The sequence below is a fragment of the uncultured Halovibrio sp. genome, assembly GCF_913056445.1.
In the GTDB taxonomy this organism is placed as follows: Bacteria; Pseudomonadota; Gammaproteobacteria; order Pseudomonadales; family Oleiphilaceae; genus Halospina; species Halospina utahensis_B.
On sequence record NZ_CAJXMA010000044.1, the window covers coordinates 1 to 25155 of the forward strand.

Genomic DNA, 25155 nt, shown 5'->3' on the forward strand with positions numbered 1-25155 from the left:
GGGCTGGTCATCACATTGATGACCCGCTACCGCCCGGACCGCAGCCAGTGGGGTAAGCTGGCGGTGGTCAGCCTGTTGTGCATGTCGCTGCTGCACTGGCCACTGTTTGTTGCCGCCTACCGCTTACCGGGCGGGCTGGCCGCACTGCTGGTGGCCTCACAGCCGTTGCTGATCATGGTCATGGGCTGGCTTCTCTTCGGAACCCGGACACCACGGCACGTCGCCGTGGGCGTGTTCATTGGCCTGGGGGGCGTTGCGATGATCCTGATCGCGCCCAGCCGCCTCGCCTGGGACACGGTCGGCATCGCCGCCGCCCTGGTAGCGGCGTTCTCCATGGCCCTGGGCATCCTGCTGGTCAAACGCTGGCAGCTGGCCATCCCCACGCTCGCGTTCACGGGCTGGCAGCTGCTGCTCGGCGGGCTTTTCCTGCTGCCCTTTGCCCTGGCCTTCGAGCTGCCCTTCCAGCAGCTGGAGACCGGCCACCTGGGCGGTTACTTCTACCTGGCAGTGATCGGCACGCTGCTGCCCTACTTCCTGTGGTATCGCGCACTGCGCCACCTCGAGCCGGTGCTGATCACCGCCTTCCTGTTCTTCAGTCCCATCTCCGCCATGCTGCTGGGTTACCTGGTGCTCGACCAGGCCCTGACCGTGGCGCAGATCGCCGGTGCCATCGCCGTATTCGCGGGCATCCTGATCAGTCATTACCAACCCGGCGCCCAGCGCCGTTCCGGGCCTTCCGAAAGGCCCACATCCCAGAGCAATAACAATCCCATCAAGGAGCCATCGGAATGACCCACGCCCAATACCCCAACCTGTTCAAGCCACTGACGATCCGCAACGTCACACTGCGCAACCGGATCATGCAGTCCGCCCATGCCATGGCGTTCAACACGCGCGACGGCATCACCACCGACCGCGACATCCACTACCACGTGGCCCGCGCCAAGGGTGGCATCGGGCTGATGATCACCGGCAACCGGCTGATCCACCCCACCTCCAACACCTTCACCCGCGGTTACCCCTACGGCTACCGCCACGAGATGGTGGAGCGGGACCGCGAACTGACCGACGCCGTTCACCGCCACGGCTCGCACATCTTCGCCCAGCTCAACCACTTCGGTGTCATGGGCGAGACGCACGCCATGGATGACTACCGTGTGCTGTGGTCCTCCTCGAACATCAAGTCGCCGGTGTTCGGCGAGATGGCCAAGGCCATGGAGCGCAGCGACATGGACGAGGTGGTGGAAGGCTGGTGCCGCTCCGCCGAGTACACCAGGGAAGCCGGTTTCGACGGCATCGAGGTGCACCTGGCCCACAGCTATCTGCTGCACCAGTTCCTGTCGCCGGCCTTCAACAAGCGCACCGACGAATACGGCGGTGAACTGGCCAACCGCATGCGCTTCCCGCTGGAGGTTATCCGGGCGGTGCGCGAGCGCGTGGGCAATGACATCATCGTGGGCATCCGCCTGCCGGTGGATGAGATGGTCCCGGGCGGGCTCCAGGCCGATGACTGGATCGAGATCGCACGGATCATCGAGGCCGAGGGCCTGATCGACTACGTCATGACCACCGCCGGGATCTATCAGTCCGCCTCCTACATCATGCCGCCCTACGATGTACCGGACTCCTGGCTGGTGCCACCCATCACCCGCCTGAAAAAGGCCCTGTCACTGCCGGTGTTCGCCGTTTCCGGCATCAGCAATGCCACCGAAGCGGAGCAGATCCTGGAAGATGGCGGTGCCGACATGGTGGCCATGACGCGCGCCCAGATCGCCGACCCGGCGTTCGCGAACAAGACCGAGGCCGGCCGCGAGGACGAGATCTACCACTGCATCCGTTGCAACCAGGGCTGTGTGGCGCGCCTGTTCCATGGCACCTCCATGACCTGCCAGGTCAACCCGGCCACCGGGCGCGAAGCGGTGTTCGGCCCGGAGACCATCCAGATGGCCGGCCGTGCCCAGCACTGGGTAGTGATCGGCGGTGGGCCCGCCGGCATGAAGGCCGCCGAAGGCCTAGCGAGCCGCAACCACAAGGTCACCCTGCTCGAGCGCGAAAACCAGCTGGGTGGCCAGGTGAACCAGATCGTCCAGCTCCCCCGGCGGGACTCCTTCCAGTGGATCGTGAAGGACCTCAAGGCCCAGATCGCGACACTGGGGGTCGACATCAGGACCGGCCACACCGCCACCCTGGATTCCGTGAAGGGCCTGAACCCGGACGGCATCATCGTGGCCACCGGCTCCACTCCGGATCGCAGCGGCTACAGCGACATCAACCCCCTTGTCGCCCAGGTCCCGGGCGCGGACAGCAACCACGTGATCACCGTGGACGAGGTTCTGGGCAAGCCCGACAGCATCGGCAAGCGGGTGCTGATCGTGGATGAGCATGGCACACGCTACTCCGCCGGCATCGCCGAGCTTCTGACCGAACGCGGCCACCAGGTGCATGTGGTCACGCGCTGGAACGCCCTGTTCCACAAGCTGGCCACCACCCTGGACCAGCCGGTGGTGTACGCCAACCTGTTCAAGGCGGGCATGACGCACACCCTCAACAGCTGGGTCGGCGCCATTCACGACAACAGCGTGGACATCTTCAACCTCTACACGGGCGAGACCGAAACGCTGGAAGGCATTGATTCGGTGGTGATGGCAGTACGGCACCTGCCGCTGGAAGACCTGTACTTCGAACTGAAAGCCCAGCTGCCCAACGTCCACCGGGTGGGCGACTGCGTCACGCCCCGGATGACGGACCATGCCATTTTCGAGGGCTTTCTCGCGGGTCGGGAAATCTTCGACAACTGGAAGCGTTACATCGAGCCGGGCTCGCTGGAGCAGTTCAACCCGGAGCAGATGCAGGCCCTTTAACGGGCCTCACAGCTCCTTCAGACGGCGCCACAGCGTCGTCTGACTGATCCCCAGGTACTCGGCGGTCCGGGTCTTATTGCCCCCGAACTGACCGAGCACCTTCAGGATCTCCTCGCGCTCCACCTGGCGCAGGCGCCCTTCCACGGCCACCCCTTCAGGCTCCACGCAGTCCTCCGGGAACAGTTCCGGCACCAGCCTCGGCAATGCCTTCTCAAAATCCGCCAGCGACTCGTACAGCGTGACCGACACCAGCAACCGCTCCAGCATGTTCTCCAGCTGGCGCACGTTCCCGGGCCAGTTGAAGCGCACGAAGTACGGCTGCAACAGCGTGGCCAGCGCCTCAATGTCCACATCCACCTGATACTGCTCATCAAGCTTCTTCAGGAAGTGGTGGCTCAACGGCTGGATGTCCTCAATCCGCTCGCGCAATGCCGGCAGGCGTACGTTGAACACATTCAGCCGGTAGTAGAGATCCTCCCGGAAACGCCCGGCCTGCACCTCCTCGTAGAGGTCATGGTTGCAGGCGGCCACGAACTTGATGTTGAGCGCCACCGTCGTGCGCGAGCCCACCGGCTTGATTTCGCGCTCCTGCAACACGCGCAGCAGCTTGGCCTGCTGGGGCAGCGGCAGCGAATTGATCTCGTCCATGAAGAAGGTGCCGTTGTTGGCCGACTCCAGCAGACCGGACTTGCCGCCGCTGCGGGCATGGGTGAACGCACCGTCGGAATAGCCGAACAGCTCCGCCTCGAACAGCTCGCTGGGAATGGCCGCGCAGTTGATGGCCACGAACGGCCCCTTGCTGTTGAGGCTGACCTCATGGATCTGGCGCGCCGCCAGTTCCTTGCCGGTGCCGGTCTCGCCGCGCAGCAGCACCGGCCCCGGGGTGGCCCCGTAGATGGACAGGAAGTGGCTGGCCTCGGTCATCTGCGGCGACTGGAACACGAGCGAGCGTGAGGCGTCATCGCTGTCGTCCTCGCGCCTTACGGGCGAGGCCACAATCGAGTACAGGTGGCCCACGTGATTGCCGTCCACCTCGAACAGGCGCTTGGTTACCCGGCACAGCCGGTCGTTGAGCACCATGCCCTCGGCCACCATTTCCGTGTGGTTTTCAAACCGGGGGTCCAGGAAGCGCTTCACGCCCCGCCCCCGCTTGAGCTTCGGCATCAGCTCAAACGCCCGCTCATTGAACGCCACCGCCCGGTCCATCACATCCGTGACCACCAGCGCCTTGGTCGACTGCCAGAGCAGGAAATCGATGAAGGCATCGCGTTCGCGCTCGACCTTGTTCCGGGCCGCCGTATCAACCGCCTGCTCGATCATGGCCCGGCATGAGGCCTTGGAATACAGCAGGGTTCCCGGCAGTCCGGCCTTTTCCGCCAGATCGCACACATAGCTGGAACCGATGACCACACCGAACTCACTGAGGTCGGTGCTGAGGAACAGATCCCGGGCCTCTTCGGCGGTGCCGTAGGTCTTGTGCACCACTTCCAGGCCATTGAAGTAGGACAGGAACTCCGTCCAGGTGGGCTGGTGCTTGTAGGTCAGCAGCAGGATCCGGTTGCTGATCCCAGACGCCCTCAGAACGGCATTGATCATATCCGACTGGCGCACCTCCAGCACCACCACCGGCTTGGGCAGGGTATCCTTGAGGTAGTGGGCGTTGGCGCCGGCGCTGATGAAGATATCCACGGCATCGGACTCCACCATTCGCCGGGCCGCGCCCAGGGCATCGTGGAAGATGCTGTCGATGATGGTGATGTCCGCCACGCCCCGGTATTCCGGGATCAGCGAGTGCACCATCTGGTTGAGCTTGGAATTGCCGATCAGGCAGATCTGGACCCGTCGTGACTCCGCATTGTTGAACTCCACGGCCTGCCCCTCACTCAGTGAACAACCAGGGTTCGCGGGCGCGACGGTTGGCCTCGAACGCCCGGATGGCCTCCGCCCGTTCCAGCGTCAGCCCGATCTCATCCAGCCCCTGCAACAGCGCCTTGCGGTGACCGTCTTCCATCCGGAAGGGCCACTCTCCCTGCGCCGGGTTCACCAGCGTCTGGTTTTCCAGATCCACCGTCAGCTCAAAGCCAGCGTGCTCGCGGCAGCAGGCGAACAGTTCCTCCACACTGGCCTGCTTCAGGATCACCGGCAGCAGGCCGTTGTTGATGCAGTTGTTGTAGAAGATCTCGCCGAAGCTCGGCGCAATCACCACCCGGATGCCGAAATCCGCCAGCGCCCAGACCGCGTGCTCACGGCTGGAGCCGCACCCGAAATTATCCCGTGCCAGCAGGATGCTGCCTTTGTCGTACGGCGCCTGGTTGAGAATGAAGTCCGGATTCGGGCGGCGCTCGGTGATCGGCGTTTCCACATCACCGGGGTCCAGGTAGCGTTCGTCATCGAACAGGAAGGCCCCGAAGCCGGTCTTCTCCAGCATCTTCAGGTACTGCTTGGGCACGATGGCATCGGTGTCCACATTGCGCCGGTCAAACGGGATCACGATCCCGGTATGGGTACTGAAAGGCTGCATGGTCACAACTCCCGTACGTCGGTGATGGCCCCGGTTACTGCAGCGGCAGCGGCCATCACCGGGCTCATGAGATGGGTACGTCCTCCCTTACCCTGGCGCCCCTCGAAGTTGCGGTTCGAGGTCGAGGCACAGCGTTCGCCTTCGGACAGGCGATCGTCGTTCATCCCCAGACACATCGAGCACCCGGCCGCCCGCCATTCAAAGCCGGCATCCAGAAAGATGCGGTCGAGCCCCTCACGCTCAGCCTGCTCGCGGACCTGGCCCGAGCCCGGCACGATCAGGGCCTGGCGGATCCGCTCGTGCACCCGCCGGCCCTCAACCACCGCCGCAACGGCTCTCAGATCCTCAATGCGCGCATTGGTGCAGGAGCCGATGAACACCTTATCCAGCTCTATGCCCGCCAGCGGCTGCCCTGGTTCCAGCGCCATGTAATCCAGCGCCCGCCGGTAGGCCTCGCGCAACCCCGGGTCGGCGACCTCTTCCAGCCGGGGTATGGATTCACTTATACCACAAACCATCTCCGGGGAGGTGCCCCACGAGACCTGGGGTGAGAGTGCCCCGGCATCGAAGTGCTCCTCGCGGTCGAAATGCGCCCCTTCGTCAGAGACCAGGTCCCGCCAGACACCGATCGCGCGCTGGAACATATCGCCTTTCGGCGCGTAATGGCGCCCACGCACGTAATCCTCGGTGACCCTGTCATAGGCCACCATGCCCGCCCGCGCGCCGGCCTCGATGCTCATGTTGCAGATGGTCATGCGCCCTTCCATGCTCAGCGAGCGGATGGCCGAGCCGGCGTACTCAATGGCGTAACCGGTGCCACCGGCGGTGCCGATGCGCCCGATCATGGCCATGACCAGGTCCTTGGGCGTGACCCAGGGCGAGAGCCGGCCATCGAAGACCACGCGCATGTTCTTCTGGCGCCGCATTTTCAGGGTCTGGGTCGCGAGCACGTGTTCCACGTCGCTGGTGCCGATGCCCATGGCCAGGGTCGCGAAGGCGCCGTGGGTGGCGGTATGCGAGTCGCCACAGACAATGGTCATGCCCGGCAGGGTCAGGCCCTGCTCCGGGCCGATCACGTGCACGATCCCCTGGCGTGAGTCCGACAGCGGGAACAGTTCAATACCAAACTCATCGCAGTTATCGGTGAGGCGCTGGACCTGACGGCGGGCCACAAGGTCCGCAATGCCCGTTACGCCGGCCTCCCGGTCACGGGTGGGGACCGCGTGATCCGGCACGGCGATGCTGGCACTGGTGCGCCACACCGGCCGGTGCTGCATGCGCAGCCCGGAAAAGGCCTGGGGCGAGGTGACCTCATGCAGGAGCTGGCGGTCAATGTAGATCAGCGAACTGCCATCGGGCAGATCATCGACCCGGTGGTTGTCCCAGAGCTTGTCGTACAGGGTTCTTGCCATCATCACTCATTCTCCACCTTCGACCACTCAAACCACTGGAACACCTCGGGCCCGTCACTGCGGTCGAGGCGGTAGCCGCACCAGCTGTCCAGCTTGCCCGCATCCAACGGCTCGATGATGCAGTGGGGGCGTGTGCAGTCCGTGCGCGCCAGGTCATTGGCCGCCAGGATGGCGCGGCTGCTCTCCAACCGTTCCAGCCCCTGCTGCGTCAGCGCCTGCTGATCGACACTGAGCCCCTGGACGTGGGTCTCGAACCCCGCCACGTAGGCCGCGCGATAGTCGGCACAGGCCGCCGGTTCACTCGCCAGCCTGGCCTCCAGCTCCGCCTTCAGCGGATCCTCACCGAGGCCCGGAAGCGCGCTGCAGCCCGCCAGCGCCAGCAGCGCCACGGGCACCACCGCCCGGCTAATCATCACCGGCCAGCAGCGCCAGTGTCTGTTGCAGGGAAAGCACGTCCACATACTTGGTCTCCAGGTCCTTGAGGTTGGCGTCATGGGCCTGGGCATCACGGTCGCCCACGGCATCGCGCACCACGATCGTGCGGTACTCGTTCTGCAGGCTGTCCAGGGCGGTGGCCCGGACACAGCCGCTGGTGGTCATGCCCGTCACCACAACGCCATCCACACCGGCCTGTTTCAGGAACTCGTTCAGGTCGGTGCCGAAGAAGCCACTGGGCCAGTGCTTGATGATCACGGGTTCGTTGTCACGGGGCGCGACCCTGGGGTCGATCACCTCCATGCCGGAACCCAGCGCCAGCACTTCCAGCGACGGCAGTTTCTCCCGGAAGATCCGGGCCTGGTCGGGCTCGCTGTAGGCCACCGTGGTGTAGAACACCGGCAGCCCCTGCTCGCGGAAGTACGCCAGCAACTGCTGGTTGGCCGCCACCACGGCGGCCGATTCAGTGCCCAGGGCGCTTTGCACGGGGTCGGTGAACCCCACGCTCATGTCCACCAGTACCAGCGCGTAACGCTCTGCCCTTGCAAGGGATCGGGAAGTCAGGCTCATGGTCAGGCTCCCTGCTTGTCCCAGGTCGGGGTTTCCGGTGCCGGCAGCCCCGTCTCCTCAAGGCAGCGCGCCTTGATCTCGGCAATGGTGCCGCCCCGGTTGAACAGCTCCGTGGTATCCCGGCCGGGCGCCATCTCGCCGCGCAGGCTTTCCGTCGCGGCGGCATCGATCCGGCCATTGGCGTCCAGCACCACGCCGTAGCGCCGCGCCCCGTCCACGCTCACCAGTCCACGCTTCACGTCAGTCGCAACGGCCTCGGGGTCGCGCTCGAGCGGGTTGCCCCAGCCACCGCCGCCCCAGGTGTCGAACAGCAGGAGGTCATCCTTGCGGACCTTCACGTGGTCGCACTTGGAGGGCAGGATCTGCTCGGAACCGTCCGCCCGCAGCAGCGTCTTGCGGCTGCGCATGCCCGGGTCACCGCCATTCACGCCCCAGGGATAGGTGAGCCAGCGGTCGTCGTGGATCGAGACCTCGCCGTTGGCCAGTAAGCGGTAGCCCACGCGGATGCCGTTACCGCCACGGTGCTTGCCGGCCCCACCGGAGTCGGTGATGGTCTCGTAGGTCTCGATCCGGATCGGGAAGTACGCCTCCACGAACTCGTTGGGCACGTTGGTGAAGCCCGGCCACAGCGAGTGACCGTCGGGCCCATCACCGAGTGGGCGCCCGGGAATACCCCCGAAGCCGATCTGGAACAGCTGGAACCATTCCTCGTTATCGTCGTAGCCCGAGTACATGAAGTGCGGCGAGTCCGAGAACCCGGCCGCATTCATGGCATCCGGCGAGCCCTGGCCCAGCAGCCCACTCATCACATCGAACAGCCGCCCCAGCAGGTGGGTCCGGCACGACAGCGCCGCCGGGAAGTTGGGCTTGAGGATGGAGCCCTGGGGGATGCGCACCTCCACCAGGTCGTAGAAGCCGTCGTTGAACAGGATCGAGGGATCGAACAGGTTGATGGTGAAGGCCCCGAAGAACATCTTGAACATCTCCTCGTTGAGGTAGAAGTTCACGGATGACGGCGCCTGCGGGTCGGTCCCCTCGAAGTCGAAGATGGCCTTGTCGCCCTCGCGCCACAGGGTGCAGCGCATGGTGTAGGGCCCGAGACCCGCGCCGTCATCGCAGATGTAATCCTCGAAGGAGCGTTTGCTCTCGGGCACCACGTTGCGGATGATCTCGCGCATGGCCACGTAGTTGCGCTCCAGCATCTCGCCCAGCGCGCTGGTGAAGATGTCGTCACCGAAGCGTTCCGCCAGCTCGATGCAGCGCCGCGCCGCCGTGCGGCAGGCCGCCACAATGGCATTGAAATCCGACTGGTCCCAGCTGGGCACCCGCACGTTGTGCAGGATGATGTCCAGCGCGTCCTCGTTGAGCACGCCGCCGCGGTAGATCTTCATCGGCGGGATCCGGATGCCTTCCTCGAAGATGGAGGTGGCATCGGTGGGCAGGCTGCCCGGCACCTTGCCGCCGACATCGGACATATGCCCGAACATCGCCGCCCAGTTGATCAGCCGCCCGTCCTTGAACACCGGCACCAGGATCAGCCAGTCCGGCAGGTGGCTGACCGCGCCGTCACAGGCATAGGGGTCATTGGTGAGGAAGACGTCGCCCTCGTTGATGTCGCCGTTATAGGAATTGACGAACCCGGAGATGAAGGAGCCGAACTGGCCCACCACCATCTTGCCCTCGTGGTTGGCGATCATCGGGAAGGCGTCGCCCTGCTCGCGGATGCCCGGAGACATGGCCGTGCGCATCAGCACCGCGTCCATCTCCTTGCGGGCGTTGGACATGGCATTCTCGATGATATCGAGGGTGACCAGGTCCACATCGACCCGCTTCAGCGGAGTATTGTTGGTTTCGTTCAGTGTGGCTGGCATCGCAGTTACTCCTTGCCCGGACTGGCAGGCTCGATCAGAAGGTTCCCGACCCTGTCCACGGTGGCGTGGTAACCGGGCAGGATGACGGTGGTGGAGTCCATCTCCATGACAATGGCCGGCCCTTCCACCACATGGCCCGGACTCAGGTGGTCGCGGTCGTACAGCGTGGCGTTGTAGTCCCGGCCCTCGTAATAGATCGGGCTCTCACCCACGATGGCGACATCCGAACTGGTCTCGCTGACCGCCCACTGGCGCTCGCGGATGTTCGGGCGCGGCGCCCTGGCGGTGGCGCGCAGGTTCACCAGCTCGTGCTCCTCATCCAGCGAGAAGCTGAACAGCTGCAGGTGCTCGGCATCGAAGGCGCGCCGGAGCACGTCCAGTCCCTCGCTGCGCAGGGTCTCGGGCTCGACCACCTGGGTCAGCAGCAGGGCCTGGCCCTGGTAGCGCACGTCCGCCTCCCAGGTCACCACCTGCTGGTCTCGGGGGATGTCCTGGTCCGCAAGCGAGTCATTCACCTGCTGGGTCAGCTGGTCCAGGGTTGCAACCACGTCCTCCTTCGTCAGGCCTGAGAAGCCCCTGACCAGTGAGCGCGACGCCTCGTCCTTGACCCGGGTGGTGGCATCCCCGTAGGCGCACAGCACCCCTGGCGAGGGCGGGATGATCACCGGCCAGGCATCCATCAGGATGCCCAGGGCGTTGGCATGCAGCGGGCCGGCGCCACCGAAACCACAGAGCGCGAAGTCCCGCGGGTCATAGCCCTGCTCCACGGAGATCAGGCGCAGGGCGCCGAACATGTGCTCGTTGGCAATACGCACGATGCCCTCGGCCGCGTCCTTGATCGACAGATCCATGGCGTCCGCCACGGTCTGGACCGCCTTTTCCGCCAGATCCTTGCGCAGGGCCATGTTGCCGCCCAGTTTCTGGTCGGCGGGCAGGTAACCCAGCACCACGTCGGCGTCGGTCACCGTCGGGGCTTCACCGCCCTGGCCGTAGGCCGCCGGGCCCGGTGTGGCACCGGCGCTGTCCGGGCCCACGCGCAGGGCCTTGGTCAGCTCCGGCACAAAGGCGATGGAGCCGCCTCCGGCCCCGACCGTACGCACGTCCACCGAGGGCGCGCGTACCGCCACGTCCCCCACCTGGGTTTCGCGGCGCAGCCGGGCGCTGCTGTTCTCGATCAGGGCCACGTCCGTGGACGTTCCCCCCACATCGAAGGTCAGCACCCGGTCAAAGCCACCCCGCGAACAGAACCAGATCGCCCCGGCCACACCGCCGGCAGGGCCGGAGAGCAACAGGTTGACCGGTGTCGCGGCCGCCGCCTCGCTGGCCGCCAGACCACCGTCGGAGCGCAGGATCGACAGGTGCACATCATCGGCCAGCCGGTGGGCGATTTCCTTTTCCAGGTGACTGAGGTAACTCGACACCTCCGGGTGAACGAAGCTGTTCACCACCGTGGTCTCGGTGCGCTCGTACTCCTGCATTTCCGGTACCACCCGCGAGGACAGCGACACCGGAATGTCCGGCATCACCTCGGCGGCGATCTCACCGATGCGGCGCTCGTGCTCGCCGTTGGCGTAGGCGTTGATGAGACAGACCGTCACCGCCTCCACGCCCGCTTCCTTGAGTGCCTGGAGCTTGCCCCGGATGTCGTTGTCATCCAGCGGCGTCACCACATCCCCTTTGGCGCCAATGCGCTCATGAGCCTCCACCGTGTCCTCCAGCGAGGCCAGCAGGGGCTGCTTGTTGAAGATCACCCAGCCGCCGATGCCGCCCGGCACGTAGGAACGGGCAATGTGCAGGACCTGGCGGTAGCCCTGGGTCGTCACCAGCCCCACCCGGGCGCCCTTCTGCGTCAGGATGGCGTTGGTGGCCACCGTGGTGCCGTGCATCACCGACGTGATGTCCTGCGGCTTGACCCCGGACGTGCGGCAGATCTGCTCAATGCCGTTGAGCACCCCCTGGGAGGAGTCGCTCGGCGTCGAGGGCACCTTGCAGGTGAATGCCTCGCCGGTGGCATCGTTGATCAGGAGCAGGTCCGTGAACGTACCCCCGACATCCACACCCAATCTGAAGCTCATAATTCCTCTCCCGCAAACACTTGGTGGTAGCGGGCGTCAGCCGCCCGCTCCTTTCCTGTTGAAAGGCGAGGCATCAGCGCTCAGCCGCCCGTTCGAGTTCACGCAGGGTGATGTCCTCAGGACCCACTCCGGGCGTGTTCAGCCGCACATCCGGATGCAGGATGAAGATGGTCGCGTGGCGGCGCTGGTAGTCGATGGTGAAGCCGGCGGCCGACACGATCCCGCGATCCCCGTCCTCGGTATCCACGGTCTTGAGGTTGTAGTTCATCCACTTCCAGAACTCGCCCTTACGGTCATAGACGTCCGCCATGTAGAAGCGCGGGAACTCGGTGTCCATGTACATGACCTTCTTGCTGTAGGGGTGCTCCGGCGGCGCGGTGGCCTCGATCACCCAGACATCACGCGGTTCCCACTCATCCTGCGGGTTCCAGTGCGGGGCATCGTCGAGATCCACGATCGGGAACTCCTGGGGCCCGCTTGCGTCCAGGTTCCAGGAACGCGTCTGGCTGTGGGCCACCGCCAGGATGGTGCGCTTACCCAGCAGCTTGTACTCCGGGTACCAGGTCGGGTGGGCGTTGAAGATCTCAATGTCGTCATTGAGCTGGTCGGTACCGCCGATCGGGTCCATCCAGGTCCCGCCGGAAAGGCGCCGGGTCCGCCGGACCGTTGTCAGGTAGGCCCAGCTGTCATCCAGCTGCGGACCGTCGTAACGAATGGTGAACAGGCCAAGGCCGCGGATGTCGTTCGGGTAGGTGGCGTACAGCAGCTGCTTGAACAGCACATCCTCATCGCCCACCTCGGTCTGTTCCTCGCCCAGGCGCCCCTTGGTGTAGAAGCGCTTGAACACCCACTCCTGGCGGCGCTCCAGCCCGTCCTCGTCATCCACGAACAGGTAGGCGAACTTCGGGTAGTCCTGGAAGTTCTTGGTGGGCTGGGCCACGTGGTGGTTCCAGACCAGCTTCTCCGCCGCGTTCGGGGTATCCGCCGTCACGTCGGGGAACGGCATGCCCGCCACCCAGCCTTCCATCAGGCGCGTTTCCGGGTTGAAGGTGGCCTGGTCCGAGTACTTCTCCGTGGCCGCCATGTAATCCTCGCCCAGCTTGACCGGCTCCGAGGCCTTGAGGGTCATGGTCAGGCCCTCTTCCAGAATCAGGCGCTCCTGCACGTCGGTCAGCAGCGATTCAATGGTGTTGCCCTCGAAAGTGTCCTGGAGGTGCTGCTTCAGGTTGCCGGCGTTGAGCTCATCGCCCGGTGACAGTGCCGCCGCCAGGGCCCCGCTGGAGCCGGCCGCCAGGGCCAGCGCCAGAGTCATCTTTCGGATTGTGGGTTGGATGGTCATTGTTGTTCTCCTCAGAATTGGTAGGTCAGGCGGGCCATGAGCTGGTCATTGCCTGAGAAGTACCCGAACAGGTTGGTGTCGTTGAAACCCTCCAGCGGGCGGTCCTGGTCGGTCTCATGGAAGAAGAAGTTCCCCTCGAGACGAATACGGATGTGGTCCCCCTGTACCAGTTCAACTGCCGGTATGATCACGCCACCGCCATAGGTCAGGTCGGAGACCGCGGCCAGTGACGGGTTCACCGTGTCGTTGGCGTAGTTGGCCGACAGCACGGCGGTCAGGATGGAACTGAACTCCTCAGTCTTGCCGCCAAAACCGGCGGTATTGACCAGCTGATCGTTGCCTTCGTAATCCGTGATCCAGTTGTTGAAGATCTGGATACTGGCGAACGACGGGCGGCTGGTACCGATCAGGTCGGTAAGATCCAGCTGCTTGTCGATACGGAACATCGACCGGAAGAGGTTCTTCTCCTTAATACCACAGAAGCCGGGGAAAAACCCGCAGGCCTCGCCGGGCGGCGCGGCACCGTTACTTTCCACACCGAAGTTGTACGGTGCCTCCGGGATGTAGGCCAGCTCGGTGCTGAACACCACATCCAGTGCCGGGAAGTAGTTGTTCGCCGTTACCCCGAACACATCAATGGTCGGGAAGATGAACTCACCGGCCCTGCCGGCAGGCCCTTCATAGATGCCTTCATAGGCTCCCGTGCTCAACTGGGGCGCGGTGTTGTTGAGTGCCGGATTGGGGTTGGCCACCGGATTGGGGTTGGGCCCATGGAACCAGGCCAGCGAGTAGCCCCAGTTGCCCAGGGTACTGCTCCAGCGCAGGCCGTAGGCGCCGTCCTCCACATCCGCCTCCGGGTGCTCATAGTTGTAACGCACGCCGGCCCCGAAAGGCGCGGACTGGAACTGGACCCCGCGGTTGGGCTGATTGGCCCAGCGCCCACCCTCAACGTCGTAGCTGTTACCAAAGTCTTCCTTGTCGTTGAGCTTGCCGGGAATGTAGATCGCCTGCAGGTCGCCGTCGGCGATACGCTGGCGCAGGTTCACGATGTTGAGCGGCTTACGCAGCTCCTCGTTCTCCGGCTCCAGGAAGGACCGCCAGCGGAAGTCATAGCCGTGGACCACGTCCATCAGCTGGAAGAAGTCCGTCTCGCCCCAGACCACCTGTTGCCGGCCCAGCTTCAGGTTCGTCGAATCCGTCAGGTCCATCTGGAGCCAGGCCGCGCGCACTTCCTCGTCGTTGTAGACATCGCGTTTGAGATCCCGGAATGCCTCGTTCTCGGGGCCCGTGCGCGCCCACTCATCAGCCACCCGCTGCATGTCGCGCATGTACTCGGTGTTCACCTCGCGCGAGATCCGGCCACTGAACTTGAAGCGGGTGCCGTCGCCGAAGTCCCGGAACAGGTTCAGCTTGCCCACGGAGCGCAGCATCGAGAGGTCGTACTTGTAATCGTCCTCCTGCGTGCCATCGAAGATCGCCGGGCCGGGGCCGATCAGCGTCGGGTTCTCCAGGTTCATGCCAACGTACTGGCGCAGATAGCCACTGATTTCCCAGTCCTTGAGCAGCCAGTTCGGTTCCTCGGCATACACCGGCGTGGTGACCCCGGCTGATGCCGCAGCAATTGCCCCTGCCAGCAGCAGACGCCTCGGGACGTTTTTGCGGACCAGGCCGCGTTTGTTGTATGTGCTCATGTCGTTCACCCGTAGTCAGTACGTGGAAGGAGCAGGTTTTCCGGCTGTCTGATCAGCCGGGGTAGTCTGCGGGGCCTGGCCGAAGATGAACTTCGGGCGCAGAACCCTTACCAGGGAGGGCATGACGAACAGCGAGGTGAACGCTGAAACGAGCAACCACAACCCGATAAGCATGCCCATCTCCGCCTGGAAGCGGAGAGAGGAAAAGGACCAGAGAAGCACGCCGGCGGCGAGGGTCACTGACGTCAGCAGCACCCCGCGCCCAGCGGAATAGAGGGACTGGCGGATGGCTTCCACGGCATCGCCATCGGGCTCTTTCTCAAGGTATTCCTTGACCGAGTCCACGATGTAGAAGGCGTAATCCACGCCCAGCCCGATGCCCAGGGCGACCACCGGCAGCGTGCTGATGCTCATGCCAATGCCCTGCCAGGCCATGAACGCGAAGGTCACCACGTTCGAGATCAGCACCGGCACCATGAAGAAGATGCCGCTGGCCGAAGAGCGATACACCACCAGGCAGGACAGGATCACCACCAGCAGCGCCAGCGCGATCGCCTCGACCTGGTCCCTCAGAAGCACCTCGTTGACCGCCGCGATGATCCCCAGCGAGCCACCCGCCATGCGCACGTCCACGCCATCCAGCGGGTTGTTATTGATGAAGCGCTTGATCTGGTAGGTCGCCTGACGCAGGGTCTCGCCCTTGCGGTCCTGCAGGAACAGGATCACCGAGCCGTCGCTGAACATGGGGTTGGCGTACTGGGCCAGATCGTCCGGCGCCGCACCCTGCATGTAGAAGCTGATCAGCTCGCCGTTCTCCATCTGGCTGTTGCCCAGCTCGCGGTAACGCGGGTTGCCCTCATAGAGGTTGCGCCGCACGTCCACCACGATGTCCGCCAGCGAGAGACTGCCCCCGACCTGTGGCATGCGCTCCATGCGGCGCTGGAAGCGCTGCATCCAGTCGAGCACGTCCGGGCGTTTGAGCACGTCGTCGCCGCCGGAGAGCACGATGAACATCTGCTCGGTGCCCGGGTACTGCTCATTGATCAGCGCACTGTCCCGGTTGAAGGACGAGTCCTCCCACAGGATCGGCGAGCCGGGGGTGGCATCGCCCACGGTCAGGTCCGTGGCCTTGAACACCAGCAGGCCCACCGCGATGGCGGTCACCGGCAGCACCACGTAGCGGGCGCGGGTCTCGACCACCTTCACCGCCACGCTCAGCACCGCGGTCAGCAGAAAGCGCAGGTTCAGCGGGTGAGCGTTGCGCAGCGGCGCCTTGACCCAGCTCAGCAGTACCGGGGTCAGGATCACGGCGGAGAAGCCGATGGTCATGACCCAGATGGCGCCGATGATGGAGACCTTCTGCAGCAGCGGGATGGGCGTGAGCACCACGCACAGGATGGCGCCGGCGTCCGAGACCAGCCCCAGAAGCCCGGGCCGGAAGAGCTCCTTCATGGTCTGCTCGGCGGCCTTTTTCGGCTGAACGCCCTCGCCGTCGCACAGGTCATCAAACCGGGTGATCAGCTGCACCGCATGGCTGAAGCAGCGCGCGGTGATGATGAACGCCACCACGATGACCAGCGGATCAAAGTTGAAGCCCAGCAGCACCCCGATGCCCAGCGCCCAGATGGTCGAGACCACACCACTGAGCAACGGCAGCAGCGTCCCGCGCCAGGTCCGGTTCAGCAGGAACAGCGCCAGCAGCATCGCCCCCAGCGAGGCCAGCGCGATGTTCACGGTCTCGCCCAGGTAATGGTTCACCCAGCCGTACAGCACCGGCTGGCCCACAATGTGGTGCTCGACCTGGTCCTCGACCGGCGAGGCATCCAGGATCGACTGGATCTGCGGGAAGATCTTGGTGTAGTCCACCAGGTTGTCGTAGAAGTCCACCTGGATCAGCGTCGATCCCTGGTCCTGGGCCACGTAGATGCCGTAGACCAGCGGGTTGTTGAGCACCGCGCTCTGAAGCTTGTCCACGCCCTCGCGGGTCTCGGGCACATCCGGCCACATCAGCGGCACGCTCTCGATGCCCCGGGAGGAAGCATTCACGGACTTGAGCTTGCGCGAGGCCAGGGAGGTAATCTGGAAGGGATTCACACCACTGACCTTGGCCAGCTCCTGGGTGATGCGCTGCACCTCCTTCAGGATCGGGCGCTGGAAGATGGTGCCCTCCTCGGCCGCCACCATGATCGACACCTTGTTGGAGCCCCCGAAGGTCTCCTTGTACTCCTGGTGCACGTCCACGTAAGGGTGGCCCTGGGGCACCATGTCACTGAACTCGGTGTAGACCTCCAGGCGCGTCAGCAGTGCCGCCATGGCGATCGTGGACACCACGATCAGGGCGGTCACCGGCTTGCGGTGGCGAATACAGAATTCAGACAGGGCCTGAGCGAAACGGCTGAGCGACATCATTGGTTCTCCTCTGCTACCGGCCAGGTGTTCCAGTCGGAGGCCCGCAGCAGGCCAATGGTCTGGCCGGCGATCACGGTGCCGCGTTCAGTGGTCTGGAGGCGGGTGTGGTAGCCGCTGCCAAAGTTTTCGGGCTCGCGGCTCTGCCACTGCTGCCCGTCGGTGGAGGTGACCAGGGCTCCTGAGTTACCGACGGCCAGCCAGCGCTCGCCGTCAAAGCCCACGTCGTACAGGTGCTCGGAGGTCACGGGGTCAAGCTCGCGCCAGTCACTGTCCGGGCCGGCGCGGTACAGCATGGTGCCGTTGTTGCCCACCACCACGCCGGCGCCGTTCTGGGTGAAGTCGACCGAGCGCAGGCTTTCGGAACCGAAGGTCCGGGTCTGCCAGCTCTGGCCGTTGTCCTGCGAGTGGATCAGCTCCCCGAACTCGGCCGTGATCCAGAGGGTGCCGTCAGGCGCGGCATTGATGTCGTTGAGCCCGATGTCCTCGTCCAGGCCCAGTGACTGCCAGTTGCGGCCGCCATCGTCGCTGCGGAAGATCGCGCCCATCTCGCCCACGACCCAGAGCTCACCCTTGAGCCAGGCCGCGTCCACCATCTTCCCGGCGCGTTCGGACACCGGCAGACGCTGGGAGGTCCATGCCGACTCACCCGCCCGGCGGATGAAGACAGCGCCCTCGTTCCCCACGGCCACCACGGTGCCCTCAGGGGTCACGGCCACGCCCTGGAGGTTGATGGCCTCGGGCATGGTGTGGCGCTCCCAGCCCTGCGGCTCGCGGGTGCCCTCCAGCACGGTGCCGGCGTTGCCCACGAACCAGAAGCGTTCGCCATTGGCGCTGGCCACGTCGTAGAAGATGTCCCGTGGTTCTTTCAGCGGCTGGGGCAGGGGCAGCGGCTCCACCGTCGGGTGGATGAAGGCCGCGGCGTAACCGAGGCTGGCCACAACGGCCCACGGGGCCAGCTGGGCTGCAAATCCAAGCACTTTACCGACCATTGCTACCGCCTCCCTGCTGTTTGTCGTACTGCTGTGACAGCCAGCGGAAACTCTTGCCGCCGAGCTCAGTGCCGGTCAGCGACTGCACGGCGCGCACCACCGGCACCAGGGCCTGCGGGTCAATACCCGTGCCGTACCCCATGGACCCCAGAAGCAGGGCGACATCTTCGGTGGCCACATTGCCGGTCGCGCCCGGTGAGAACGGGCAGCCACCGAGCCCCCCGATGGAGGCATCGAACTCGCGCACGCCCGCGTTGAGCGAGGCCAGCACATTGGCCAGGGCCAGGCCCCGGGTGTCGTGGAAATGGCAGGCAACCCGGCTGAGGGGGATCACCCTGCTGACCGCCTCAAGTACCGCCTTAACCCCGGTCGGGTTGGCGGCACCGATGGTGTCCGCAATGATGATTTTCCCCGCGCCGGCCGCACTCATGCGCTCGGCGTAGTGGCGGACCACCTCCGGGTTTACCGGGCCCTCGAAGGGGCACTCAAACGCCACGGCCAGATACGCCTGGCCGGCAACACCCTCGGCACTGGCACGCTCGAGGATCCGCTCAAAGTCGGCTGCGGAGTCATCCACGGTGCGGCGGATGTTCTCGTAGTTCATGGTCTCGGTGACCGAGAGCACCACGTTCACCACGCGCGCACCGGCCGCCACGGCCAGCTCATAGCCCTTCATGTTGGGAACCAGGGCGGCGTAGCGAACCTGATCCTTTGAAGGCAGACCCTGGAAGACCTCATCCGTGCCGGCCATCTGCGGCACGGCCTTCGGCGAGACGAAACTGCCCGCCTCAACGTGACGCAGCCCTGTATTAACAAGACGCTGGATCAGCTCCAGGCGTTCCCTTGGTGTCAGCGTCTTGCCCTGGCTCTGGAGGCCGTCCCGGGGGCCGACCTCATTGATGACGACTGAATCGTTTACGGCGGTTGCCATCATCCAACGATCCCCTTATCCAGAAGTGAACGGATCCGGTCCGCGCTGTAGCCCAGCTTCTCCAGCACCTCACTGGTGTGCTGGCCCAGCAGCGGCGGCGGTGTGTAGGAATCGGGCTCGTCAATGGAGAGCTTGATGGGGTTGCCGGGCGCGCGGACGGTGCCGCCATCCGGCTGGGGAATGTCCACCACCATGTTGCGGAACAGCACCTGCGGGTCGTTCAACGCATCGGACAGGCGGTTGACCGGGGCACAGGGAATGCGGGCGCCGGAGAGCAGCTCCACCCAGTGCGCGGTGGACTCGGTGCGCAGCAGCTCGGTGAGGATGCCGTTGATGCGGTGCTTGTCCGCGAAGCGCCCGGGCTGGGTGCGGTATTCCGGGTCGCGCAGTTCGTCAATGTCGAGCAGCTCCACCAGGTTGTCCCAGAAGCTGTCGAAGATCACCGCGATGATCACGAACCCATCGCTGGTGCGGAAGGCGTCGTAGGGCACGTGCACGAAGTGGCTGTTGCCGATGGGCGAGGGGTTCTCGCCGGAAAGGAAATACATGGTGGCCATGTAGTTGAGCATGCTGACCTGGCAGTCAAGCATGGAGATGTCCACGTGCTGGCCGTAGCCATGGGTGGTGCGCGAGTGCAGGGCCGAGAGGATGCCCATGACCGCGAACATGCCGCCGCCCAGGTCTCCGATGGGGATGCCCGCGCGTGCCGGGTGCTCGGCGTCATGGCCGGTGATCGACATGCCACCGCCAATGCCCTGCACCACCTGGTCGAAGGCCGGGCGCTGGTAGTTGGGCCCGTCCTCGCCGAAGCCGGTGACCGAGCAGGTGATGATCTGCGGGTTGATCTCGGAAAGGTGCTCGTGGTCGATCTTCAGCTTGGTGGGGACGCCGGCGGAGAAGTTGTCGAGCACCACGTCCGCATCGCGCACCAGGTCATAGAAGATGGCCAGGCCATCCTCGCTCTTGAGGTCGATGCACACGCTTTTCTTGTTGCGGTTGAGGGTGATGAAGTACGCCCCCTGCCCCCCATGGGAGAACTTGGGGTTACCGGCAAGCAGCGAGCGGGTGCCCTCCCCCTTGAGCGGCTCAACCTTGATCGACTCCGCTCCGAGGTCCGCCAGCAGCATGCCGGCGTAGGGTCCGGAGAGCATGTGCGTCAGATCAATGATCCGCACATCTTCGAGTGGTTTGGTCATGGCTGGTCAGCGCCTTGTTGTTTTCCGGGAACGCAGGAGGCTCCACCTCCTGCACGTTCAGTCTCTGGTTCAGCTCTGCCTGACCTATTGCAGGCGCTGTGCCAGAGCGTTCGGAAACAACAAAGACGCTGTTAAAGCGTTGTTCTGGAAGGACGTGAGTGAAAGGGATGCAATACGTAAAAGCCGGGGTGTTTCAGGAGGGTATTTCATCGTGAAAGGGGGACCCTTTCACCAGTGCAGACTCAGGAAATACCAATCCGCATGCCACTGCGGGGACGTGGACTGCTCGCGATTGTTCTGGGTATTACAGAGAGGGTAAGGGGTGCTCGAGGGCGGCGAACGGCCGGGCGGCCGTCACACACCCTCGATAGCAGTAGTTATCGCAAGCGGGACCCGCTCCTACGAGGAGGTTTCCGCCTCGCGGACGCGGGCGGCGAATTCCACGAAGAACGCCATGAACACACCCAGCATACCGCCCAGCAGTGCGCCAAGAACGAGGATCAGGGCGCGGCTGGTGCCCACGGGGTTAAGGGAGGCAATGGCAAGGTCCTCCGCGCGGGTGGGCTTGATCCAGGAGCGGCGGGTCTGTTCCTCGCGCAGGTTGCTCTGGATCTCATTGATGCGCTCCTCGCGCTCGGAGATCCGTTCATTGAGCTGGAGCTGGCTGAGCAGCAGGGTCAGCGCCGCGTCCGAGCTGGCCAGGGTCGCGCGCACGTCCTCTCCGGCCAGGGCCTGCGCCTGTGTATCGCCGTTGCCGGCCTGCTCCGTCGAGTTCACGCTCAACCCTTCCAGCACCTTCATCCGGCGCTGCTCCGCCTTAAGTGACTCACGCAGGTTCTTGAGCTTGGCGTCGCTTTCTTCCTCAAGAATGCTCAGGCGGGACTGGTGCTCATCACGCAGGCGCTTGTAAATCCGATCATGGAACTCAGCCACCGTCTCCTGTTCATCCAGAGGCGCCTCCGTCACCAGGTTTACAAAGCTGCTTTCCTCCGCCGTGGAGACGGACACATCAAAAGGCATGGATTCGAGGTCCCGCTCTTTCAGATAGGCCCGTTTGGCGCTGAGCAGGATGCGCTCCTCGATGGTGTTCTTGGTGCCGGAGGCACTGGCCACGTACTCTTGGGGCCCGAACTCACCCAGCTCGATACTGGTAGTGAACGCGTAGACCCGTTCCTGGGCGAAGGCATAGAAGGCAGCGCCCAGTGTGCACACCAGGAAGGTCCCGATGATCACCCACCGGCGCCGGATCAGTGCCCGCGCCAGATCCACCAGGTCAATTTCGTCGTCGTGCGCTTGGGGGGCTTGTTGATCAGTAATGGCGGCGTCCCTCTACCAGTATGATACGGAATGGATCGTCAGAGGCATGCATTATAGACAGGATCAACGGGTAGTGCATTTACGACCTGTGTGGGAATCGTGGTTGCGTAGGAGCTTGCCTCGTAAGCGATACCCCAAGAATCGCGAGCAAGGCTCGCTCCTACAGGTCTGGCCGGGAAATGGGCTACGCTGGGCATACCAAACCGCCACCGGATCGAGGCCCCATGGACTGGTCATTTGACCCCAACCGCCCCCAGCTCAGCCATTACCCCAGCCGCGCCGAAAACCCCGATGCGCTACCGGACCTGGAAACCAGCCTGAAAACCATCGGCGAATACCAGCGCCGCCTCTGGGCAAACCGGGAGAAGGCCCTGCTGCTGGTCGTCCACGGCCCGGACGCCAGCGGCAAGGACAGCCTGATCCGCACCCTCGCCACCTACATGGACCCGGCCGGCTTCCACGCGTGGTCTTTCTCGCGGCCCACAGGCAGCGAAACACGGCACGACTTTCTCTGGCGCGTCACGCCTTTCCTGCCGGCGTTCGGGGAGGTCTCGGCGTTCAACCGCAGCCACCATGAGGCCGTCATTGCCGAAAGGGCCTGGCCTGTGTGGCACGCCGGGCCGGGGGAGCTGCGGGGGCGCTACACCTCGCTGCGCCAGTTCGAACAGCACCTGGCCCGGGAAGGCACCTGCATACTCAAGTTCTGGCTCCACACCTCCGAGCAGGAGCACGAAAAACGCCTGCGCAAGCGCCTTGATAAACCCCACAAGCGCTGGAAGTTCGACCCCTCAGACATCGAGGGCTGGCAACGCCGGGAGGAACTGCTCGGTTATGCGGAAGAAGCCATCGCCGCCACTCATATATCGGAGGCGCCGTGGCACATCATCCCCGCCGACAAAAAACCCGAAGCCCGCGCCATTGTCGCCGGTCTTCTGGCGGACACACTGAAAACCCTGGCGCCGGAATACCCGGAAGGGAATGAGACGGTGCTCAGCCGCTACCGGCAGCTGCTGGATGACACCTGAACAGGTTTTCTCCCAACCCACCGTAGGAGCTTGCCTTGCAAGCGATACCTGAAAAAATCGCGAGCAAGGCTCGCTCCTACATGGGGGTAGTATGTTCAATCCTGCTTCAGAACCAATCCTCCAAACGCAATTGGTCGACCCGTTCAAATTCACGGACATTGCGGCTGACCAGGATGGAACCATGGGCCAGCGCCGTGCCGGCAATCAGGGTGTCACAGGGGCCGATGGGCTGGCCCTCGCTCTCCAGGGTGGCGCGGATCTCTGCAGCTGCCTTTGCCTCGCGTTGGTGAAAAGGCAGGACCTGCACCGCTGAGGTCAACTCTGCGAGCTGCTTCGATCGTTTCTCCGGCGATGACGATTTGGCGATGCCAACCTGCAGTTCATAGAGAACAATAGCGGGGATGCCAATATCCTGGGGCGCCCGCGCCAACATCCGCTCCGCAACCCGGCCCTCCCCCTTGAAAAAGTAGATCAGCGTATTGGTATCAAGCACCCACATTAAAGCGCTTCCCGCTCTGTATCAGCACTCTCTCCAACACGCAGCTCCTCCAGTGAGGGGAAGTCACTCCAGCTCCCCGGCAGTTCCCGCACCGTATCGGGCCATTGATCCACCAGTTTTTCCTGGATTACGCCAGCAATCCATTTGCTTTTTGAAAGCTTCATGACCCTGGCATTTTCAATCATCTTTTTTTCAGTCTCATCATCGAGATAAATCGTCACTTGGCCCATGACCAACCCCCTCAACATATATGTTCAATTATATGCCTCGACTTGGATCAGAGCAAGGCTCGCCCCTACAGTTCTGCCCAGGAGTTGCGCTACGCTGAACAGACCAACACCTCTACCGGATCGAGGCCCCATGGACTGGTCATTCAGCCCCCACCACCCCCAGCTCAACCACTACCCCAGCCGCGCAGAGCATCCCGAGGCCCTGCCAGATCTGGATACCAGCCTCAAAACCATCGGCGAACACCAGCGCCGGGAGGAACTGCTGGGCTACGTGGAAGAAGCCATCGCCGCCACCCACATCCCCGAGCCCCTGGCATATCATCCCTGCCGACAACAAACCCGAGGCCCGGGCCATTGTCGCCAGCCTGCTCGCAGACACACTGCAAACCCTGGCACCGGAATACCCGGCGGAGGATGAAACGGTTCTCAGCCGCTACCGGCAGCTGCTGAATAAAACCTAAACGCTCCTACACAAACGTAACGCTCTCCCCGTTTGCTCTCATATCGTCCCTTGCTATAATTCGCCGTTCAAACACTGAACGCGCACCGGAAGCGCACCAATCCGGCAACGGGGGGGATACGCCCCGGGGCGGTAGCGTATCCAGGCGCCGCCCAACTCATACCGCATGCTCACAGACTCCGACCGCTACCAACTCCTCCGCGCCCTGGAGCACAACCCCAACCTCTCCCAGCGCCAGCTCGCCACCGAGCTCGGCTACAGCCTGGGCAAGCTCAACTATTGCCTGAAGGCCCTCAAGGAGAAGGGATGGGTGAAGGCGGAAAACTTCCGCAACAGCCAGAACAAGAGCGCGTACTTCTACCAGCTCACCCCGGCCGGGGTGACCGAGAAGGCACGGGTGACGCGGCGGTTTCTGCAGCGGAAGCTGGAGGAGCATCAGCAGATTGAGCAGGAAATCGAGGCGTTGAAGCAGGAAGTTGCCCAACAGTAGCTGTAGGAGCTTGCCTCGCAAGCGATCAAACAAAATCGCGAGCGAGGCTCGCTTCCTACAGTGAACGTGCCCACAAAGCGTAGGAGCGCGCCCTGCGCGCGATAAACCGGATATTTACTACCTCGACCCCCACAACTTGAAGCCAACCATCGCCATCATCGGCCTCGGCTACGTTGGCCTCCCCTTGGCCGTGGAATTCGCCAAGAACTACACCACCCTGGGGTTCGACATCGACCCAGAGCGCGTTGATCAGCTCAAAGACGGCATCGACCGCACACGGGAAGCCACCTGGGAGGAACTTGCCGAGGCCGAGAACATCCAGTACAGCTGCGAGCCAGCCGACCTGGGTGAAGCCACAGTCTTCATCGTCACCGTCCCCACGCCCATTGATGCCTTCAAGACCCCGGATCTAACGCCCCTTCGCGCCGCCTCAAAGACCGTGGGGCAGGCGCTGAAACGTGGCGACACGGTCGTGTTTGAGTCCACCGTCTACCCTGGCGCCACCGAAGAGGTCTGCGTGCCCCTGTTGGAGGCCGAAAGCGGGCTGGTCTTCAACCAGGATTTCACCGCCGGCTACAGCCCCGAGCGCATCAACCCCGGCGACAAGCAGCATCGCCTGCCCACGATTCCCAAGGTCACCTCCGGCTCCACGCCAGAGGCCGCCGAATTCATCGACGAGCTCTACGCCAGCATCATCACCGCCGGCACCCACAAGGCCGCCTCCATCCAGGTGGCAGAGGCGGCCAAGGTCATTGAGAACACCCAACGGGATGTGAACATCGCCCTGGTCAACGAACTGGCGCTGATCTTCCAGAAACTGGGCATAGACACCCA

General features: G+C 64.0%; 22 protein-coding genes. 5 read left to right on the plus strand and 17 right to left on the minus strand.

All coding sequences use genetic code 11. The features are described 5' to 3' along the window. Both QZ501_RS09725 and QZ501_RS09730 read left to right on the plus strand, forming a co-directional pair. Window positions 1-792 (plus strand): EamA family transporter (locus tag QZ501_RS09725; RefSeq protein ID WP_295719082.1); only part of this gene is annotated, 792 nt, incomplete at its 5' end. Further along, window positions 789-2861 carry an FAD-dependent oxidoreductase gene (locus QZ501_RS09730; RefSeq protein ID WP_295719084.1) on the plus strand — a complete coding sequence of 691 codons (2073 nt, stop codon included), beginning with the start codon at window positions 789-791 and terminating at the stop codon, window positions 2859-2861. The genes QZ501_RS09725 and QZ501_RS09730, both read left to right, overlap by 4 nt. Before the next feature lie 6 nt (window positions 2862-2867). Here QZ501_RS09730 and QZ501_RS09735 read toward each other — a convergent pair whose 3' ends face one another. The 14 genes from QZ501_RS09735 to QZ501_RS09800 all read right to left on the minus strand — a co-directional run bounded on the left by QZ501_RS09735 (window position 2868) and on the right by QZ501_RS09800 (window position 21617). After that, window positions 2868-4730, minus strand: a complete 1863-nt coding sequence (locus QZ501_RS09735) for a sigma 54-interacting transcriptional regulator (RefSeq protein WP_295719086.1) — start codon at window positions 4728-4730, stop codon at window positions 2868-2870. A 10-nt stretch (window positions 4731-4740) separates the two neighbouring features. Further along, entirely contained in the window at window positions 4741-5382 is a 642-nt protein-coding gene (gene leuD, locus QZ501_RS09740) for a 3-isopropylmalate dehydratase small subunit (protein WP_160897773.1), read from the minus strand. A gap of 2 nt (window positions 5383-5384) precedes the next feature. Then, window positions 5385-6797: a 3-isopropylmalate dehydratase large subunit gene (gene leuC, locus QZ501_RS09745; RefSeq protein ID WP_295719090.1), complete on the minus strand. Its 1413-nt coding sequence runs from the start codon at window positions 6795-6797 to the stop codon at window positions 5385-5387. After that, complete coding sequence (locus tag QZ501_RS09750; RefSeq protein ID WP_295719092.1) at window positions 6797-7207, minus strand: hypothetical protein; 411 nt, start codon at window positions 7205-7207, stop codon at window positions 6797-6799. The genes leuC and QZ501_RS09750 overlap by 1 nt, the downstream gene beginning before the upstream one ends. After that, a complete protein-coding gene (locus QZ501_RS09755; RefSeq protein ID WP_151441392.1) occupies window positions 7200-7799 on the minus strand; it encodes an isochorismatase family protein in 600 nt (199 codons plus the stop codon). Before QZ501_RS09755 ends, QZ501_RS09750 begins: the two co-directional genes overlap by 8 nt. A 2-nt stretch (window positions 7800-7801) precedes the next feature. Then, complete coding sequence (locus QZ501_RS09760; protein ID WP_295719094.1) at window positions 7802-9670, minus strand: hydantoinase B/oxoprolinase family protein; 1869 nt, start codon at window positions 9668-9670, stop codon at window positions 7802-7804. A 5-nt stretch (window positions 9671-9675) separates the two neighbouring features. Further along, on the minus strand, window positions 9676-11745 hold the full coding sequence (locus tag QZ501_RS09765; RefSeq protein ID WP_151441394.1) for a hydantoinase/oxoprolinase family protein: 2070 nt from the start codon (window positions 11743-11745) through the stop codon (window positions 9676-9678). 73 nt (window positions 11746-11818) lie between these two features. Continuing rightward, window positions 11819-13084, minus strand: a complete 1266-nt coding sequence (locus tag QZ501_RS09770; RefSeq protein ID WP_295719096.1) for a DUF1329 domain-containing protein — start codon at window positions 13082-13084, stop codon at window positions 11819-11821. A gap of 11 nt (window positions 13085-13095) precedes the next feature. After that, a complete protein-coding gene (locus QZ501_RS09775) occupies window positions 13096-14775 on the minus strand; it encodes a DUF1302 family protein (protein ID WP_295719098.1) in 1680 nt (559 codons plus the stop codon). Between the two features lie 15 nt (window positions 14776-14790). Beyond that, on the minus strand, window positions 14791-17184 hold the full coding sequence (locus QZ501_RS09780; protein ID WP_225741769.1) for an efflux RND transporter permease subunit: 2394 nt from the start codon (window positions 17182-17184) through the stop codon (window positions 14791-14793). After that, window positions 17181-18173 (minus strand): YCF48-related protein, encoded by a 993-nt coding sequence (locus tag QZ501_RS09785; RefSeq protein WP_295719101.1) that lies wholly within the window; start codon window positions 18171-18173, stop codon window positions 17181-17183. The genes QZ501_RS09780 and QZ501_RS09785 overlap by 4 nt, the downstream gene beginning before the upstream one ends. Beyond that, a complete protein-coding gene (locus tag QZ501_RS09790; protein WP_295719104.1) occupies window positions 18163-19107 on the minus strand; it encodes a hydroxymethylglutaryl-CoA lyase in 945 nt (314 codons plus the stop codon). The genes QZ501_RS09785 and QZ501_RS09790 overlap by 11 nt, the downstream gene beginning before the upstream one ends. Continuing rightward, the gene (locus QZ501_RS09795) at window positions 19104-20300 is read right to left on the minus strand and encodes a CaiB/BaiF CoA-transferase family protein (protein ID WP_151441398.1); all 1197 of its coding nucleotides are present in this window, start codon (window positions 20298-20300) and stop codon (window positions 19104-19106) included. The genes QZ501_RS09790 and QZ501_RS09795 overlap by 4 nt, the downstream gene beginning before the upstream one ends. Window positions 20301-20699: 399 nt before the next feature. Continuing rightward, the gene (locus QZ501_RS09800) at window positions 20700-21617 is read right to left on the minus strand and encodes a Wzz/FepE/Etk N-terminal domain-containing protein (protein WP_363174769.1); all 918 of its coding nucleotides are present in this window, start codon (window positions 21615-21617) and stop codon (window positions 20700-20702) included. Window positions 21618-21841: 224 nt separating this feature from the next. On the opposite strand from QZ501_RS09800, the gene QZ501_RS09805 reads away from it, so the two are divergent. Beyond that, entirely contained in the window at window positions 21842-22642 is an 801-nt protein-coding gene (locus tag QZ501_RS09805; RefSeq protein WP_295719108.1) for a polyphosphate kinase, read from the plus strand. 106 nt (window positions 22643-22748) lie between these two features. On the opposite strand, the gene QZ501_RS09810 is transcribed toward QZ501_RS09805, so the two are convergent. The 3 genes from QZ501_RS09810 to QZ501_RS09820 all read right to left on the minus strand — a co-directional run bounded on the left by QZ501_RS09810 (window position 22749) and on the right by QZ501_RS09820 (window position 23726). Then, window positions 22749-23141, minus strand: a complete 393-nt coding sequence (locus QZ501_RS09810) for a type II toxin-antitoxin system VapC family toxin (protein ID WP_295719111.1) — start codon at window positions 23139-23141, stop codon at window positions 22749-22751. Next, the gene (locus QZ501_RS09815) at window positions 23141-23371 is read right to left on the minus strand and encodes a CopG family transcriptional regulator (protein ID WP_295719113.1); all 231 of its coding nucleotides are present in this window, start codon (window positions 23369-23371) and stop codon (window positions 23141-23143) included. Before QZ501_RS09815 ends, QZ501_RS09810 begins: the two co-directional genes overlap by 1 nt. A 139-nt stretch (window positions 23372-23510) precedes the next feature. Beyond that, window positions 23511-23726 (minus strand): hypothetical protein, encoded by a 216-nt coding sequence (locus tag QZ501_RS09820; protein WP_295719115.1) that lies wholly within the window; start codon window positions 23724-23726, stop codon window positions 23511-23513. Between the two features lie 271 nt (window positions 23727-23997). Here QZ501_RS09820 and QZ501_RS09825 point away from each other — a divergent pair, with 271 nt between their 5' ends. After that, the gene (locus tag QZ501_RS09825; RefSeq protein WP_295719117.1) at window positions 23998-24321 is read left to right on the plus strand and encodes a MarR family EPS-associated transcriptional regulator; all 324 of its coding nucleotides are present in this window, start codon (window positions 23998-24000) and stop codon (window positions 24319-24321) included. Between the two features lie 136 nt (window positions 24322-24457). After that, a partial coding sequence (locus QZ501_RS09830) for a nucleotide sugar dehydrogenase (protein ID WP_295719118.1) occupies window positions 24458-25155 on the plus strand: 698 nt, incomplete at its 3' end.

What these genes read in the sequence shown, in the direction of transcription:
- QZ501_RS09730 (WP_295719084.1), top strand. Translation starts at nt 789, where the DNA reads ATGACCCACGCCCAATACCCCAACCTGTTCAAGCCACTGACGATCCGC.
- leuD (WP_160897773.1), bottom strand. Translation starts at nt 5,382, where the DNA reads ATGCAGCCTTTCAGTACCCATACCGGGATCGTGATCCCGTTTGACCGG.
- leuC (WP_295719090.1), bottom strand. Translation starts at nt 6,797, where the DNA reads ATGATGGCAAGAACCCTGTACGACAAGCTCTGGGACAACCACCGGGTC.
- QZ501_RS09750 (WP_295719092.1), bottom strand. Translation starts at nt 7,207, where the DNA reads ATGATTAGCCGGGCGGTGGTGCCCGTGGCGCTGCTGGCGCTGGCGGGC.
- QZ501_RS09755 (WP_151441392.1), bottom strand. Translation starts at nt 7,799, where the DNA reads ATGAGCCTGACTTCCCGATCCCTTGCAAGGGCAGAGCGTTACGCGCTG.
- QZ501_RS09760 (WP_295719094.1), bottom strand. Translation starts at nt 9,670, where the DNA reads ATGCCAGCCACACTGAACGAAACCAACAATACTCCGCTGAAGCGGGTC.
- QZ501_RS09765 (WP_151441394.1), bottom strand. Translation starts at nt 11,745, where the DNA reads ATGAGCTTCAGATTGGGTGTGGATGTCGGGGGTACGTTCACGGACCTG.
- QZ501_RS09770 (WP_295719096.1), bottom strand. Translation starts at nt 13,084, where the DNA reads ATGACCATCCAACCCACAATCCGAAAGATGACTCTGGCGCTGGCCCTG.
- QZ501_RS09775 (WP_295719098.1), bottom strand. Translation starts at nt 14,775, where the DNA reads ATGAGCACATACAACAAACGCGGCCTGGTCCGCAAAAACGTCCCGAGG.
- QZ501_RS09780 (WP_225741769.1), bottom strand. Translation starts at nt 17,184, where the DNA reads ATGATGTCGCTCAGCCGTTTCGCTCAGGCCCTGTCTGAATTCTGTATT.
- QZ501_RS09785 (WP_295719101.1), bottom strand. Translation starts at nt 18,173, where the DNA reads ATGGTCGGTAAAGTGCTTGGATTTGCAGCCCAGCTGGCCCCGTGGGCC.
- QZ501_RS09790 (WP_295719104.1), bottom strand. Translation starts at nt 19,107, where the DNA reads ATGATGGCAACCGCCGTAAACGATTCAGTCGTCATCAATGAGGTCGGC.
- QZ501_RS09795 (WP_151441398.1), bottom strand. Translation starts at nt 20,300, where the DNA reads ATGACCAAACCACTCGAAGATGTGCGGATCATTGATCTGACGCACATG.
- QZ501_RS09805 (WP_295719108.1), top strand. Translation starts at nt 21,842, where the DNA reads ATGGACTGGTCATTTGACCCCAACCGCCCCCAGCTCAGCCATTACCCC.
- QZ501_RS09810 (WP_295719111.1), bottom strand. Translation starts at nt 23,141, where the DNA reads ATGTGGGTGCTTGATACCAATACGCTGATCTACTTTTTCAAGGGGGAG.
- QZ501_RS09815 (WP_295719113.1), bottom strand. Translation starts at nt 23,371, where the DNA reads ATGGGCCAAGTGACGATTTATCTCGATGATGAGACTGAAAAAAAGATG.
- QZ501_RS09820 (WP_295719115.1), bottom strand. Translation starts at nt 23,726, where the DNA reads ATGGCCCGGGCCTCGGGTTTGTTGTCGGCAGGGATGATATGCCAGGGG.
- QZ501_RS09825 (WP_295719117.1), top strand. Translation starts at nt 23,998, where the DNA reads ATGCTCACAGACTCCGACCGCTACCAACTCCTCCGCGCCCTGGAGCAC.